General features: G+C 61.7%; 14 protein-coding genes. 12 read left to right on the forward strand and 2 right to left on the reverse strand.

What is annotated here, in order from left to right:
• The first annotated feature begins 126 nt into the window (after positions 1 to 126).
• From cpaB to K8B33_RS08265, 9 genes are read left to right on the forward strand one after another with little or no spacing between them, the layout of a single operon-like run.
• Complete coding sequence (gene cpaB, locus K8B33_RS08225; protein WP_223425475.1) at positions 127 to 1017, forward strand: Flp pilus assembly protein CpaB; 891 nt, start codon at positions 127 to 129, stop codon at positions 1015 to 1017.
• Entirely contained in the window at positions 1004 to 2191 is a 1188-nt protein-coding gene (locus K8B33_RS08230; RefSeq protein WP_223425478.1) for a type II and III secretion system protein family protein, read from the forward strand. The genes cpaB and K8B33_RS08230 overlap by 14 nt, the downstream gene beginning before the upstream one ends.
• Positions 2192 to 2212: 21 nt before the next feature.
• A complete protein-coding gene (locus K8B33_RS08235; protein WP_223425479.1) occupies positions 2213 to 3415 on the forward strand; it encodes an AAA family ATPase in 1203 nt (400 codons plus the stop codon).
• Between the two features lie 34 nt (positions 3416 to 3449).
• Entirely contained in the window at positions 3450 to 4628 is a 1179-nt protein-coding gene (locus K8B33_RS08240; protein ID WP_223425481.1) for a CpaF family protein, read from the forward strand.
• Positions 4606 to 5538, forward strand: coding sequence for a type II secretion system F family protein (locus tag K8B33_RS08245; protein ID WP_223425483.1), 933 nt, complete (start codon positions 4606 to 4608; stop codon positions 5536 to 5538). The genes K8B33_RS08240 and K8B33_RS08245 overlap by 23 nt, the downstream gene beginning before the upstream one ends.
• Positions 5531 to 6412 carry a type II secretion system F family protein gene (locus tag K8B33_RS16215; protein WP_223425485.1) on the forward strand — a complete coding sequence of 294 codons (882 nt, stop codon included), beginning with the start codon at positions 5531 to 5533 and terminating at the stop codon, positions 6410 to 6412. The genes K8B33_RS08245 and K8B33_RS16215 overlap by 8 nt, the downstream gene beginning before the upstream one ends.
• 16 nt (positions 6413 to 6428) lie before the next feature.
• Positions 6429 to 7106, forward strand: coding sequence for a tetratricopeptide repeat protein (locus K8B33_RS08255; RefSeq protein ID WP_223425487.1), 678 nt, complete (start codon positions 6429 to 6431; stop codon positions 7104 to 7106).
• Between the two features lie 11 nt (positions 7107 to 7117).
• The gene (locus K8B33_RS08260; RefSeq protein WP_223425488.1) at positions 7118 to 7414 is read left to right on the forward strand and encodes a hypothetical protein; all 297 of its coding nucleotides are present in this window, start codon (positions 7118 to 7120) and stop codon (positions 7412 to 7414) included.
• Positions 7411 to 9177 carry a hypothetical protein gene (locus tag K8B33_RS08265; protein ID WP_223425489.1) on the forward strand — a complete coding sequence of 589 codons (1767 nt, stop codon included), beginning with the start codon at positions 7411 to 7413 and terminating at the stop codon, positions 9175 to 9177. The genes K8B33_RS08260 and K8B33_RS08265 overlap by 4 nt, the downstream gene beginning before the upstream one ends.
• A gap of 76 nt (positions 9178 to 9253) precedes the next feature.
• Here the strand turns inward: K8B33_RS08265 and K8B33_RS08270 are convergent, their stop codons facing one another.
• Entirely contained in the window at positions 9254 to 10444 is a 1191-nt protein-coding gene (locus tag K8B33_RS08270) for a DesA family fatty acid desaturase (RefSeq protein WP_223425490.1), read from the reverse strand.
• Positions 10445 to 10576: 132 nt separating this feature from the next.
• Positions 10577 to 12565: a hydantoinase/oxoprolinase family protein gene (locus tag K8B33_RS08275; protein WP_223425491.1), complete on the reverse strand. Its 1989-nt coding sequence runs from the start codon at positions 12563 to 12565 to the stop codon at positions 10577 to 10579.
• 93 nt (positions 12566 to 12658) lie between these two features.
• On the opposite strand from K8B33_RS08275, the gene mutM reads away from it, so the two are divergent.
• The 3 genes from mutM (at position 12659) to K8B33_RS08290 (ending at position 14569) form a co-directional block, all read left to right on the forward strand.
• Positions 12659 to 13468, forward strand: a complete 810-nt coding sequence (mutM, locus tag K8B33_RS08280) for a bifunctional DNA-formamidopyrimidine glycosylase/DNA-(apurinic or apyrimidinic site) lyase (RefSeq protein ID WP_223425492.1) — start codon at positions 12659 to 12661, stop codon at positions 13466 to 13468.
• Positions 13469 to 13636: 168 nt separating this feature from the next.
• A complete protein-coding gene (locus K8B33_RS08285) occupies positions 13637 to 13996 on the forward strand; it encodes a hypothetical protein (RefSeq protein WP_223425493.1) in 360 nt (119 codons plus the stop codon).
• Between the two features lie 27 nt (positions 13997 to 14023).
• Positions 14024 to 14569, forward strand: a complete 546-nt coding sequence (locus K8B33_RS08290; protein WP_223425495.1) for a porin family protein — start codon at positions 14024 to 14026, stop codon at positions 14567 to 14569.
• Position 14570 lies beyond the last annotated feature (1 nt).

The raw sequence follows: 14570 nt of genomic DNA on the forward strand, positions 1-14570 counted from the left end.
TGAATCGCGGGGCCGGGTCAGCGGATGATAGAGGCTTGTCTGTCGGCGCAGATTCCGGCAGCGTTTCACATGAACAGGGATGATAATAATCGGCGTTGTTGAAACCATGACGCCAGCGAGGGAATGATGTCATCTTCAAGAGCTATCTATATGTTGCCGGCGCTGGTCCTCAGTGTACTGGCTATCGTGCTTGCCATTATCGGGTTGAGTCGGGAGCCGACGCCAGCGGAGCCTGAGGTGCTGCAGGTGGGCGATGCAACGCCGCAGGCCGAGCTTCTGCAGGAACGACATCGGTATTGGGCGCTGTCGCGATCCGTGGAGGCCGGTACGGCGCTCACCGAGGAGCAGCTTCTGGTGATGCGCTCTTCGCAGGCGATTCCGGGTGCGGTGAGTGCGGACGATGAGGCTGTCGGTCTGACGGTGCGCCGCAATGTGCGTGCCGGCGAAATTCTGTCTGGTCGTCATCTGGAAGCCGGTGGACCATTGGCCAACGCCCTGCTCCCTGGCTTTCGCGCCATCGCCATACCGGTTGATGATGTATCGGCTGTCGGCGGCTTGCTTGAGCCAGGCGATATGGTGGATGTCCTGGCGACGTTTCGCGCCGCAGAAGACCAGCGTGGTGATCCCACCGCCATGCTGCTGATGCGCGATGTGGAACTGCTGGCGATTGGCGGCCTCATGGATGCCGCCGACGCCGACCCGGCCAATCGCGATCGCCGTGGACGTGGCAATACGGCGGTGCTGGCGGTGCCGGAGAAAACGGTGTCGCGCTTGCTGCTGGCGGCGGCCAACGGGTCGCTGCGTCTCAGCGCGGTATCCGCGCAGGACATGGCCGACATGGCGGATATGGATGAGCGCATCGAGCGTGTCGCCGTGCAGCCTGGCGAAGGGTTGGTTCGCTATCGCGAGCTCTTCCCTGCGCCCCCTCCGCCGCCGCGGGCTGCGCCACGCCCTCGCGGCCATCAGGTGGAGATCATCGAGGGTTCGGAAACAAGGAGTGTCAATGTACGCCCGTGACCGCATTGCCCATAGCCATCGTCATGCCGCCTGGCTGGCCCCCCTGACAGTGCTGCTGGCGCTGTGTTACCCGGCGTTGCTGTCGGCCAGCGATGCCAGTGTGGATACGCTGCGCCTTGCCAGCGGCGAGCAACAGATACTGTTTTATCCCGACGGCATCAGCAAGGTTGCGACCTCTGCGCCGGAGGTGCTTGCCGTGACCGTCAGTCAGTCCCGTGAACTGGTGCTGACAGGCAAGGAGGCGGGCTCTGCGATTCTGTCGGTGTGGCCTCGTGGCGCGGATCGTCCCGAGCGCACCACCGTCGTGGTGTCGCCCACCAGCGGTGCCAGGATGCCCTTCGGCACGCAGGTGCAGACCGACATCCGTATCGTGGAAGTCAGCCGTACGCAGCTCAATGCTGCCGGCATTTCCTATGGCAAGACGCGCGGTAGCAGCCAGTTCGGCGTTTCTGCGCCCGGCAGTAACTTTCTTCGCGCGCCGACGGACGTGACGCCTCTGGGCGGTGACACGTTCAATATCTTCCGTATCGGGAACAGCAGCCTGACGGCCATCTCGGCACTGGAAGCCGGCGGCTTTGCCTACACGCTGGCGGAACCGAGCCTGACCAGTCTGAGCGGGCAGAATGCGACGTTCCTGTCCGGCGGGGAGTTCCCGGTGCCGACACGCAGCGACGTCTCCGGCACGCAGATCGAGTTCAAGGAGTTTGGTGTCGGTCTGGCGCTGACGCCGACGGTCATCAGTGCGGAGCAGATCATCTTGCGGGTGGCGCCGGAAGTCAGTGAGCTGGATTTCAGTGCCGGTATTGCCTCCGGTGGCGTGCAGGTGCCAGCGCTGCGCGTGCGCCGTTCCGAAACCACCGTGTCGCTCGCGCCGGGCGAAACGTTCATCATCAGCGGGCTGGTAAGCCGCAACACCATCAACGCCAGTGATCGCCTCCCGGGGCTCGGCAACTTGCCGATTCTGGGCGCGTTTTTCCGGTCCAGCCGTATCGAACGGGAAGACAAGGAACTGATCATGCTGGTGACGCCTTACATCGTATCGCCGGCGGAGGTCGGCGCGCCGCCGCCTTCGTTGCCGGGGGCCGCTGAGGACGCCAGTAGCATGGGCTGGCTCGACATGATGCTGGAAACACAGCGCGGGTCGGCGCCGGTTCGACACGGACTAAGTTGGTAATCGCCATGCAGGACGATCCTTATGCAGGACTATGATGTTGTACTCGGCGTGCTGGATGACGAGGGCCTGCGCGGTTGGCTGAAGGGTCTGTTTGACGAAAGTCTGCGCCTTGAGGAAGTCTCGCGTTCGGATATCTCGCGCATTCTGCGCATGCTGGAAGCGACCAACGCGCATATTGCCATGGTTGAAGTGGATGAGGCGGGCCTCAACCAGGCGCTGGCCATCATCATGGCAATCAGTACCGCGCGCCCCTGGGTGACCGTGGTTGCTGTCTGCCGCTCGCCGCATCAGGAACTCCTGTTGCAATGCATGCGTGCCGGGGCTCGTGACTGCCTCGCGGCGGGCACCGACGCCGCCGAGGTGCGTGAGCGCTTGCGCCGGCATCAACTGGTACGACCGCCATCACTGACCGCCCATGCCAGTGTCAGCAATCTGATTGTGGTGTCCGGTGCGGATCCGTTGGTGGACACCGCTTTCTTTACCCAGAATCTGGGCGTGGCGCTGGCGGCGCGCGTGCGCGGACAGCGCACATTGGCCATTGACGCTGTTCCGCGCGGTAACGGTCTGTTCTATGTGGATGCGCGCACGGATTTCGGCCTTGAAAACCTGTTGGCGAATCCGGAATCCCTTGATGAAAAAATGATTGATACCGCTCTGGACGAGTTCAGGCCGGGGTTGCGCTTGTTGAACGGCGGCGTGGAACGGGCCCAGGTCTCTGGCGACAGGGCCGCGGATCTTTTCATTGCGCTCAATCGTCTCATGAATGTGTTTGATGTGGTGATTATCAATGCCGGCGGCCCCGGGCAGTGCGGCTGGATTCATCATCTGGGTATTCATACCCGGCAATTGATTTTGCTGGCAACGCCGGAAGTGCATCAGATTCAACGGTTGCGCGGCATTGCCAATGACTGGAAGCCGCATCTTTCTGCCAGCACCGAAATGAGCCTGGTGCTGGACGGCTATGAGCCGACCATCACGCCAACAAATGATGAGATAACCGAGCTGACCGGGGTTGGTATTGCGGCCAGGTTGCCGATGGACTGGCGCCATCGCCTGGAGGCCATGAACCTGGGTATGCCGATGTGCGAGACGGCGTCGCGCTCTGCGTACTGCCGTCAGCTGGAAACATTGGTAGACCGGATTACCGGTACACGACTCAGTGGCAGTCTGCTGGATCGCATCAAGGGGTCTGTCGGCAAGCGTCAGGCCGGTAGCGGGAAGTAGTCAAGCGAGTAAAAGTAGTCAAGCGAGTAATAGCATGGCGGGACGGATCGACGACGAATACCAGGCGCTCAAGGCCCGTGCTCATCAGACGGTTGTCGAGCGGCTGGATGAAGAAGGCATTGAGGTCGGTCGGGTCTCACGCGAGCGCCTGGTGGAGTTCATTCGTGCGGCTGCCAGCAAGTACATTGCCCAGAGCCGTATTCCCCTGAGCAACCGCGACGTCAGTCAGCTCAGCAGTGATCTCGTCGATGAAGTGACAGGTTATGGCCCCCTGGAACCGCTGCTGGCAGATGTGCGCGTCAACGACATTCTCGTCAATGGCCCGGATTCCGTGTACACGGAAGTTTCCGGGGTGCTGCAGAAAGCCGCCGTCCGCTTTATTGATGATGCGCATGTGATGCGCATCATTCGCCGGATTCTCGCGCCGCTGGGTCGGCGCCTGGACGAATCAAGCCCCATGGTAGATGCCCGCCTGCCGGACGGCTCTCGGGTCAACGCCATCATTCCCCCGCTGGCACTTGATGGCCCGTCCATTTCAATTCGGAAGTTTTCACAGGACATGCTGACGGCGGACCAGTTGCTGGCCAATGGTTCCATGACCCAGGAGTGCCTGCAGGTGCTCAAGCAGGCGGTCGAGGAACGTCGCAATATCATCATCAGCGGCGGCACCGGGACCGGCAAGACAACGATGCTGAACATGATCAGCCATTATATTCCCCGCAATGAGCGCATTCTCACCATCGAGGATTCCGCCGAGCTGAGCCTGCGTCATCCGCATGTGGTGAGGCTGGAGACCCGCCCGCCGAATACGGAAGGCAAAGGTCGCGTCACCTCCCGGGATCTGGTGGTGAATGCCCTGCGTATGCGTCCGGACCGCATCATTGTCGGCGAAGTGCGATCCAGCGAAATCATCGAACTGCTACAGGCCATGAACACCGGCCATGACGGTTCCATGAGCACGCTTCACGCCAACAGTTCCAGAGATGCGTTGGTGCGCATCGAGACGCTGCTGGCAATCAGTGGCTATGAAGCCAGCGAACAATCGATTTCGCGGCTTATCGCATCGGCAGTGGATCTGATTGTGCAGCTGGTGCGCACTGCAGATGGCCGGCGCATGGTCAGAGAGGTCGTGGCGGTGGAACAGGATGATCAGTTCCGCTGTGTACTCAAGCCCATCTATCGGAGTGAGGATGACACGCGAATGGTTCCTTGATTCGGCGTTCACCCTCGCGGTGCTGGCGGGGGGGCTGATACTGGTGCAGCTGGTCTGGACCCTGGTGCGAGACAGCCGTGCCCGGCGCACCCATGTCAGTACGCGGGTGGGCGCGGTACCCATGATGGATGACCTGGGCGACGACAAGGCCACTCGCAAGCTGGTCACCGATTCACGCCTGCAACGTATCATGCTGCGGGGCAACATTACGGTGACGGAATCCCTGTTCCGGACGTTGTTGTTTGGCGGCCTGTCATCCCTCGTGCTGGTGCTGCTGGCTTGGGGTGTGATCGCGGCGGTGTTGTTGGCCAGCACCGCCGGTGTGGCGCTCTGGGTTTACTGGTTCCGTCGCTACAGCGCCCGACGCCTCGAAATCAATGAAACGTTGCCGGGCATCGCTGATGCCATGGTACGGGCGATGAATGCCGGCCGTACTCTGGATACAGCGGTGGTGCGGGCGCTGGACGAAGCGCCGCCAATTTATGCACCGCTGGCTTTCCGGGTGCGCTCTGCGGTGGAGTCCGGCCGGGATTACGTGGATCTGTTTGAAGACTTCGCGGACCTGTACCAGACCCCTGCTCTGCTGCAGATATCCATCGCGCTCGCCACCGGACAGCGGCAAGGTGCATCGGTAAGGCCGGTGCTGGAACAACTCGCCGACGGGCTGCGCGGTCAGCAACAGCTGCGCCGGGATTTTATGGCCATGACGGGGGAAACCCGGGTCAGCGCTGTATTGTTTGCAGTGGTGCCGATAGTGCTTGGTGCCTACCTGATGCTGGCCAATGAAGAATATCTGCAAGTGCTGTTGTATACGCCGCAGGGTAACAAGATGCTCATTGCCGCCATCGTATTCGAGGTGGTCGGTGTGGTCTGGCTATATCGCATGGTGCAGGGGGTGGGCCGTGTCTGAGCTTGCCTGGTTCGTGCTTTCTGCTGCGCTGGCGACGCTGTCCATCTGGGCCGTGTTTTTCCTGGCGCCCGCCTGGGCACGGCGCGATCGCATCAGCCGGCGCATGATGCGCCACCACGGGCTCACCGGAGAAGAAGAGTCAGCAGAGGGAGATGGCTGGTTGCTACGGGTGCTGGAGCGTGCGCTGGGCTCCGGTTTCTTTGCCAGTGATTTCAGGGAAATTGATGAGGCGCTGTCGCTGACGGCGATGCCGCGGGAACGCATTGTGAGTATCTATGCGCTGGCGTGTTGGGCGTTGCCCCTGGTCGTCGGTGCGCTGATGCTGGGGCTTTATGGCGCCTTGCAGGGGGCGGCCGTACTGGCGTTGCTGTTTGTCCTGGTGCGACGTTTTATTCGCACGCATGGTCGCCAGGCAGAAGCGCAGATGAACCGTGAAGCGGTGGCGCTGTGCCAGCTGATGCGCATGTTTCTGGAGACGGGCATGACGCTGGAGCGCAGCCTGCGCATTGTGGCACAGCAGGCGGGTGCGTTGATGCCGGTACTGATTCGGCACATCGACACATTCAACCGGCGTGTAGATGCCGGTGTTGATCGCAGCGTAGCGCTGGTGGAGCTGGGCAGTAATCGCAACGTACCGGTACTGCATGACCTGACAGTGATATTGCGGCAAACGGGGATTCTGGGAACAGGCGCGGGCGATGCCATCAACGCACTGATTCGTCAGGCCAATGATATGGAGCGTTCACGGTTGCAGGAAGCAGCCAGCAAGGTGAGTGCAAAAATGTCAGCAGTGATGGTGCTGTGTATGTTGCCGGCACTGATGATTCTCATAGCAGGGCCCGGACTGGTTTCCCTTTCCGAGCTGCTCCGATGAAAAGGCAGATAAGACAATGATGAAACGCGTATGGATACCGTTGTTGGGATTGGCGCTCACAGGCTGCGCCAGCATGAACAATCTGGTCAGTCGTACGGATGACGGGCTGCCGGGGCGAATCAGTTGCAGCGAACGGGTGCAGCCTGCTGACCGGGTGCATCTGGAGTTGGTGGACAGCCAGTCTGCGGAAGGGCGTCGCTACGCCGCACTGGCGCAACTGGAAAGTCGCCCTTTGGCTGCCCTGCCCCACTGGCTGCGTTACGGGCAGCTGAAGGCCGGCGTCGGTGAAATGGATCAGGCAGAGCATGTATTTCGCGAGCTTGTCCGGCGCTGCGGGGCCGGCGAGGCCTATCACGGCCTGGGGCTGGTGATGCTGAAAATGGAGCGGCGCGGAGAGGGCCTGGGTAATTTGCAGACGGCTCGCCAATTGCTGCCGGCGTCAGCAAACATTCGCAATGATCTGGGTTATGCCCTGATGCTGGACGGCGATTACCAGGGTGCTGAGCGCGAACTCTGGACGGCGCTGGAGCTCAACGATGGCAATGGCCCCGCCCGACAGAATCTGCTTACCAACTATTTTCTCATGGGGGAGCGCGACAGTCTCAACTCGTTTATCCGTAGCCAGAACATCCCTGAAAAAGACGTGCAGCAAGCACAAGCTCTGGCCACTGACATACGCACAGGCTCGTTATGAAGAGGCTCGTTATGAAAAGCATCGTTATGAAGACGCACGTTGTAAAAAAAGCGCTGTGTGCGGCTCTCGTCATGTTCGCGGCACCGGCATTGGCAGAAACCACCACCCCGGCGGGTTTTTCTGATCAGATCATTCGCAGTGAGCCGCGCACTGAAACGTCGCGTCTGCTTGACCGGCAGCGCGCCGCGGAAGCGCCGCAAGAAAGTGAAGTGCCGGCCTCTGTCTATGTGGATTCGCAGCGACGTCTGACGGAAACTTTCCGTCGCCCCGTGCCGGAGACGCTGCGGGAAGAGACGACACGACGGTGAACACGTCGCGCTCCAGCCAGCGAGGCGCTTACAGCTTCCTGTTCCTGGTGATTCTGATTGCCGGGGGGCTGCTGGTGTTTGCGCTTGCGGCAGATGGTGCGCGTCTGTACGCACAGCAACGTATTCTGCAGCAGCATGCTGATGCTGCCGCGTTAGGCGCTGCACAAGGCACGCAAGCTTGTGGGGGCGAGGGTGTAACGTTAGCCGACATCTGCACCCGGGCGCAGATGTCGGCTGACGCGGCCGGGTTTGAAGGCGAGCTGGACTGTGCCGGCATTACCACCGGGGTGCTGGAAACCGGGGTGGATGGCATTTCCCGGTTCCGGGTGGCCGGGCTGGCGCAGAGCAATGCCGTGAGGGCGCGCCTGCAGCGCTCAGTGCCGCGCTCATTGCTGCTGCCGGGTCGTCTGGTGGGAGATCTCAGCCTGGCCGCAGATGCGGTAGCGCAGAAAGAGGTGGTCGCCACATTCTCTGGTGGCGGCAGCACAGCGGTGTTGGGGTCAAGCACCAATGAGGCATCGCTGTTGGGCGATTTGCTCGGCGTCATTCTTCTGGGTCCCGGAAACAGTTTTGCGCTCAATCCCACGGATCTCAGCAGCCTGGCGAATACGACGGTGGCCCTGGGAGATCTGCTGACAGAGCTGGGGGTTAATTCTCTGGCGGAACTCCTGCCGCTCACAGGCGGCGATCTGGCCGCCGCATTGGGTGAAGTGGCGACGCTGGGAGCCAACGCGACCGCGATACTGGATGCCGTGATCGCCAATGCGGGTGTCGATACCATCGCGTTGACGGACGTGATTAATGTGGTGGGCGATGCCGCGGTACCGCCGAACAGCGAGTTTCCGGTCTATGATGTGTTGATCGGTCTGGTGCTGAATCTCGCGGAAGGGCAATTGTTCAATCTGCCGCAGACGCGTGTTTCTATTGGCGGTGTTGTGACCTCTAGCATCGACATTTTTATTCAAGGCGCTCCGGCCATTGTTATTGGGCCTGCACGGCAGGGTCAGGATGGGCAGTGGTTGACCCGTCTGGAAGCGCCGGATATTCGATTGGTAGTGAATAATAGTATTGACTTGGGCACTATTCCTTTGCTGATAGGAACTCTTCAGCTTGGCACAGTTGATCTGCCGCTTCTGGTAGATACGGGCGCAGGTGTCGGGGAGCTGGTCGCTGCTGATTGCTCGGCCGGTTTGAGTAACGATGTGAGATTTCTGCTGGAATCCAGCGTTTCCGTTGCGCGGATTGGTGCTGGTTCCGTCGACGTATCAGGAAATGTATCAATTAGTACAATTAATGCCGACATCGGTCGGCTTGTGCTGTTTCCGTTGCCGCTACTTGGAAGTATCACGATTGATCCGGCACTTGGCTTATCAACGGGGCTTGATTTATCGATTCCCGGGGCTTCGGAAGACTTCGAGTTCTCTGCAGTTTTGGTAGCAGATCCGGTGGATAAGACGTCTGCCAACGGGTATTTTACAGAGCAGCTTATTCCCGGTGGGGCAGATGGTTTGGATATTTCCTTGCAGCCGCCACCAAGCCTGACATTGTTGGGGGGCTTGCCGTTAGGTCTGACGCTTGATCTTGGGCCGATTGGCAACACGATTACCGGGGCCCTTAATCCGATACTGAGCGAGGTTGTCCAGTTGGTGGTGACGCCGTTATTGCAATCTCTTGGTGTGGAGCTGGGCGGATTTTCGGCGACGCTTACGGATGCGAGCCAGGATTCCGTGCGCTTGATCCGAAACGTGGAGTTCGTCGACTGACGGGCTCCACGTTTCGGATAGCAAACGGGCGCTGATGCGCCCGTGTCATTTATCGCCTGTCAGCAATGTGCAAACGTCAGGCCGGCATCGCGTCTTTCTGCGGCACCGTATAAGCCCGCAACTTCTGTGCGAACTCCTGCAATGCCTGGATGCCGCTTTCTTCGGCTTCCCGGCACCACTGCTTCAATGCTTCCAGCATTTCCGCCGAGCTGCGGCTGGTGCGTGACCAGATTTCCTGCAAGCGCAGGCGGTGCTGATAAATGGCTGCCAGCGCTTCGTTGTGCGCGGTGAGCCGTTCCAGCCGCTGGCGCAGGCGCTCGTTGATCAGGGTGTCATCGCGATACAGCAGTGCCTTGGCGCGGCTGAACATGACCGCAGTGGCTTCGCAGGCGCGCGCCTTCTCTTCCCGAAATACCGGCGTGATCACTTCCTTGCGGTAACGGGCCATGACCTGAAAGCGATTTGCCATCAGGGCGCGCAGCGTATCCAGGTCCAGCGCGGTCTTGTCAGCAGCAATGACGGGGCGTGGCGGTACCTTGTTGACCTTGGCCAGGCGCAAGGTTTCCAGCACACGAATCCAGAACCAGCCAGCATCGAACTCGAAGCGACGCACCGACAGCTTGGCCGAGTTCGGATAAGTGTGGTGGTTGTTGTGCAATTCTTCGCCGCCGATCAGGATGCCAATGGGCGAAATGTTGCGTGAAGCGTCTTTGCTTTCGAAATTGCGGTAGCCCCAGAAATGGCCGAGGCCGTTGATCACACCGGCGGCGAAAACCGGAATCCACAGCATCTGCACGGCCCACACGGTGATGCCGATGGCGCCGAAGCAGGCAATGTTAATCGCCAGCATCAGGTAGATGCCGACATAGGTGTGGCGGGTGTAGACATTGCGCTCGAGCCAGTCGTCCGGGGTGCCGGCGCCGTAACGGTCCAGCGTTTCCTGATTGGCGGCCTCGGCACGATACAGCTCTGCGCCTTCGCGCAGTACTTTGCCAATGCCGAAGTAGACCGGGCTGTGGGGATCTTCCGGCGTTTCACAGCGTGCATGATGCTTGCGGTGAATGGCGGTCCATTCCTTGGTCACGGTGGCCGTGGTCAGCCACAACCAGAAGCGGAAAAAATGCGCGACTGCCGGATGCAGGTCCAGCGCGCGGTGGGCGCTGTGGCGGTGCAGGTAAATGGTCACGCTGACAATCGTGACGTGCGTCAGTGCCAGCGTGATCAGGATCAGCTGCCAGATAGCGGGGTCGAACAGGCCGTTCCACATACAGTGTTCTCATGGCTTCAAAGCGGTAGATCTTTCCATTCTACTCCCCCGTAGCCCTCCGGGCACAGGGTTGTTCGCGCCATACCGCTGGCGCGAGGGCCACTGACGTAGCGTGGCCGTATCATTGCCGCGTCAGAGACGTTGGAGCAGCAGATCGCCACTGTCCAGACAGTTCAGCTGCCACCCGGGTGCAACCCAGGTCGTGGCGACAGCCTCGGTGATGATCAGGGGCCCGCTGAGGGGATACAGGGGGTGCCCGGGAGGTGGCAAGGCGTCCCTGGGCCAGACCGGTGTTGCGCCCGGACCGGCGACTTCCGTGGTGCCGGGCTCGCCCGGCGGCGTCGCGTCCGGTGGCGGCAGCGACGGCAGGGGCTCTCGCGAGGTTACCTGGACGCGCACGTTGATCCAGGCCACTGGCAGCGTCAGGCGATGGCCGTAGCGGGCCTCGTGCAACTGATGAAAGGTGGCCTCGGCGGCCTCGGGGTCGCCTTCCCAGGGCACGGTGAGGGGAAACGACTGGCCGCGATAGCAGAGATCCACGCTCACGTGCGTGGCGAGATCTGCTTCACGCACGCCCTCGGCGGTCAGTGCAGCGTGCCCGTACTCCTGCAATGTTCTGGCCAGGGCGTCTACGACCTCCGGGTTTGCGTCTGCGGGCAGGGCCCGGATCAGTTCCCGTTGACGGGGTGAGCGCACCAGGCCCTGGGCGGACAGGACGCCGCTGTTGCGAGGCACCAGGGCCTGACGCATGCCGAGCATGTCTGCCAGGGCACAGACATGCAGCCCGCCAGCACCGCCAAAGCTCATGAGCACGAAATCCGCCGGGTCATAGCCTTTCTGGATCGAGATGACGCGCAGCGCCTGGGCCATGTGCTCGTTGGCGAGCGCCAGCACGCCGCGAGCGGCCTCTTCTGCCGAGCAGTCCAGTGCGCGGGCCAGCGTGTCCAGGGCGGCACAGGCGGCGGCCCGGTCCAGCGCCATATGGCCGCCGAGGGTCTGGCTGGCGGGCAGGTGGCCAAGCACCAGGTTGGCATCAGTCACGGTAACCCGGGTGCCGCCGCGCCCATAGCAGGCCGGGCCGGGGTCGGCGCCGGCCGATTCCGGGCCCACATGCAGCATACCGGCGGCGTCCACGTAGGCCAGGGAGCCACCGCCGGCGCCGATGGTATGCATGTCCACCATCGGCACGGCGACCGGCCAGTGGCCGATGCGGCCTTCCAGGGTCAGACGGAAGCCGTGATCCAGCAGGGCCACATCCGTGGAGGTGCCGCCCATGTCGAAGGTCATCAGGCGGGGCATGTTCAGTTGCTCACCAATGGCCCTGGCGGCGTTGAGACCACCGGCAGGGCCGGACAGCAGCAGGTTTACGGCGCGCCGTGCGGCGGCATCCAGCGACAGGGTGCCGCCGCTGGACTGCATGATGCTGACCCGACTCGGCGCCGCGCCCTTGCCCAGACGGTCGAGGTAATCTGCGACGCCGGGGCCCAGCCAGGCGTTGAGCCAGGTGGCGAGGCCGCGTTCGTATTCCCCGGTCAGCGGCAGCACCTCGGCGGAGCGGCAGATAAACACGTCGCTGTCTGCCAGTGCGGCGCGCAGGGCGTCTTCAAGCGCTTCTTCATGGGCGGGGTTGAGATAGCTGAACAGCAGGCTGATCGCCACGGCCTCCGGTTTCAGGGCCTGTACGCGCGCCACCAGCTCGGCGACAGCCTGCGGGTCCAGCGGGCGGATTTCCTTGCCCCGGGCGTCCAGACGGCTGGGCACGCCAAGAATGTGCTGGCGCTGCAGGGGCTCCGGCACGGCCGTGGGGGTGAGATCATAGAGCGCCTGACGTGTCTGGCGGCCAATGAGCAGCACGTCTTCCAGCCCCTCGTTGGTGATCATCAGGGTGCGGGCACCCTTGCCTTCCAGTGCGGCATTGGTGGCAACGGTGGTGCCATGCACGATGACCAACTCGCCAGCAGCCAGCGCGGCCGAAAGACCCAGCTCCTCGATACCGCGGAAGATCGCCTGCTCCGGTGCCCCGGGCGTTGACAGCACTTTATGGATGCGTTGGCTATTGTCGCCAAGCACGACGAAATCGGTGAAGGTGCCACCGGTATCGACACCGAGCCAGCATGTCATGACGCAGAACCCTGCAAATTTATGGTGCGAGCAGGCTACCATGTTGGCGAGAACTTGAAAGAACCTGAGAGAACCTGAAAAGAGACGTTCACCATGCCCGAACTTCCGGAAGTCGAGACCACCCGGCGCGGTATCACGCCACACCTGCGCGATCGTCACATCGCCAGCGTGGTATTGCGCCAGCGCCAACTGCGCTGGCCGGTACCGGATGAGGTCGCCGGGTTGCGCGATGCGGCGGTCGCCGCCGTGACCCGGCGGGCCAAGTTCCTGCTGGTGGATTTGCCCGGCGGACAGATGCTGATGCACCTGGGCATGTCCGGGACCCTGCGCGTGCTGCCAGCGAATACGCCACCCGGCAAACACGATCATGCGGATTTCCTGCTCGACAGCGGCCGCATCCTGCGCTTCAACGACCCCCGTCGCTTTGGCGCCCTGTTGTGGACGGCCACGCCGGGCGCGCATCCGCTGCTGGATCACCTGGGCCCTGAGCCGCTGGGGCCGGACTTCGACGGCGCCCTGCTCTACCGGCGCTCGCGCGGCCGCAAGCAGAGCATCAAGACTTTCATTATGGATAATCGCACGGTCGTCGGGGTGGGCAATATCTATGCGCAGGAAAGCCTGTTTCTGGCGGGCATCCATCCGTCGCGCCCCGCAGGGCGCGTCAGCGCCGCGCGCTACGACCGCCTGGCAATGGCGATACGGGATGTCCTGACCCGCGCCATTGCGGCGGGCGGCACGACGTTGCGTGATTTCAGCAGTGCCGAGGGCAAACCGGGTTACTTCAGCCAGGCGCTGGCGGTGTATGGCCGTGACGGGCTGCCCTGTCAGCGTTGTGGTGCGGTATTGCGGCTGGCGCGCCACGGACAGCGCAGCACGACCTACTGCGCCGTCTGTCAGACGTGAGGTGCGCCTGACAGAGCGCTAAGCCGGTTTTCGGGGGTTCAGTTGCCGGTTTCACACCAAAGGTGTAGATTGTGACGCAATTGCCTGTATATTAACCACTTAGCTGACACACTGATGGCAGCACATTAACTATAACAAGCATTTAACAGACTTTAAGAGGGATTGATCATGCAGCGAGCCAAGCGCCCGGTCCTCTCCGGCATTCTTGCCGCCTCCCTGATCATGGTGGGAATGGCGCCGATGACGGGGCAGGCGAGCAGCGTTTACGCCGAGGAACGCCCCGGCGAGCTGGCCACCATCGGTGATGCGATTTTCGTGCGTCCTGTCATGGTGGTTGTCACCGGACTGGGGTTGGTGGCTTTCACTGCATCACTGCCCTTCAGTGCACTGGGCGGTAACGTGGACGAAGCGGGCGAGCGTCTGGTGAAAGCGCCGGCACGGTCCACCTTCCTGCGCTGCCTGGGCTGCACACCGGCGCAACATGAACAGCGTCGCGCGGAACGCCGTACTGAACGCGCCAACAGATAAGTCATGTTTGTGTCGGGAGACTCGATAATGAAAAAAACAGGCGCAATACTGCTTTCCGGAATGTTGCTGGCAACCGGTGCAGCCGCGCATGCAGAGCAGCGTATGCAGGGCTATGTCGGTATCAGTTACGCGGAGCTCGAACAATACGACCGCTTCTTCGGTCAGGACCGCTATGACACCGGTGAAGTCTTTGCCCGTATCGGCGGCCATCTCAACGAGATTTTCACTTCCGAGCTGCGAATCGGCACCACGCTGAATGACAAAAGCGGCACGTCACCGGTAGGTGTGCGTGATTATCGCCATGACTACATCATCACGATGATGCTGCAGGCGGGTTATCAAGTGGGCATTTTTCGCCCCTATGTCGGTGCAGGGTATTCCTATGTGCGCGAACGCGTAACACTGGTAGGTGGCGGCGAAGTGACCGGCTCCTTTGACGACACCACCGTGGCAGGCGGCGTCGATATTTATCTTGGTGATCGCCTGGGCCTGAACCTGGAATTCACACAATACTACGACACGAACACGCTGCGTCTGAAAGGGCCCTCTGCGGGGCTGATCTGGCGCTTCTGAC

The sequence above is a fragment of the Alcanivorax limicola genome (assembly GCF_019931215.1).
Taxonomy (GTDB): domain Bacteria; phylum Pseudomonadota; class Gammaproteobacteria; order Pseudomonadales; family Alcanivoracaceae; genus Isoalcanivorax; species Isoalcanivorax limicola.

Coding starts and splice junctions, on each gene's coding strand:
- K8B33_RS08260 (WP_223425488.1), top strand. CDS start 7,118: ATGAAAAGCATCGTTATGAAGACGCACGTTGTAAAAAAAGCGCTGTGT.
- K8B33_RS08270 (WP_223425490.1), bottom strand. CDS start 10,444: ATGTGGAACGGCCTGTTCGACCCCGCTATCTGGCAGCTGATCCTGATC.
- K8B33_RS08230 (WP_223425478.1), top strand. CDS start 1,004: ATGTACGCCCGTGACCGCATTGCCCATAGCCATCGTCATGCCGCCTGG.
- K8B33_RS08285 (WP_223425493.1), top strand. CDS start 13,637: ATGCAGCGAGCCAAGCGCCCGGTCCTCTCCGGCATTCTTGCCGCCTCC.
- K8B33_RS08275 (WP_223425491.1), bottom strand. CDS start 12,565: ATGACATGCTGGCTCGGTGTCGATACCGGTGGCACCTTCACCGATTTC.
- K8B33_RS08235 (WP_223425479.1), top strand. CDS start 2,213: ATGCAGGACTATGATGTTGTACTCGGCGTGCTGGATGACGAGGGCCTG.
- K8B33_RS08290 (WP_223425495.1), top strand. CDS start 14,024: ATGAAAAAAACAGGCGCAATACTGCTTTCCGGAATGTTGCTGGCAACC.
- K8B33_RS08240 (WP_223425481.1), top strand. CDS start 3,450: ATGGCGGGACGGATCGACGACGAATACCAGGCGCTCAAGGCCCGTGCT.
- K8B33_RS08255 (WP_223425487.1), top strand. CDS start 6,429: ATGATGAAACGCGTATGGATACCGTTGTTGGGATTGGCGCTCACAGGC.
- K8B33_RS08245 (WP_223425483.1), top strand. CDS start 4,606: ATGACACGCGAATGGTTCCTTGATTCGGCGTTCACCCTCGCGGTGCTG.
- cpaB (WP_223425475.1), top strand. CDS start 127: ATGTCATCTTCAAGAGCTATCTATATGTTGCCGGCGCTGGTCCTCAGT.
- mutM (WP_223425492.1), top strand. CDS start 12,659: ATGCCCGAACTTCCGGAAGTCGAGACCACCCGGCGCGGTATCACGCCA.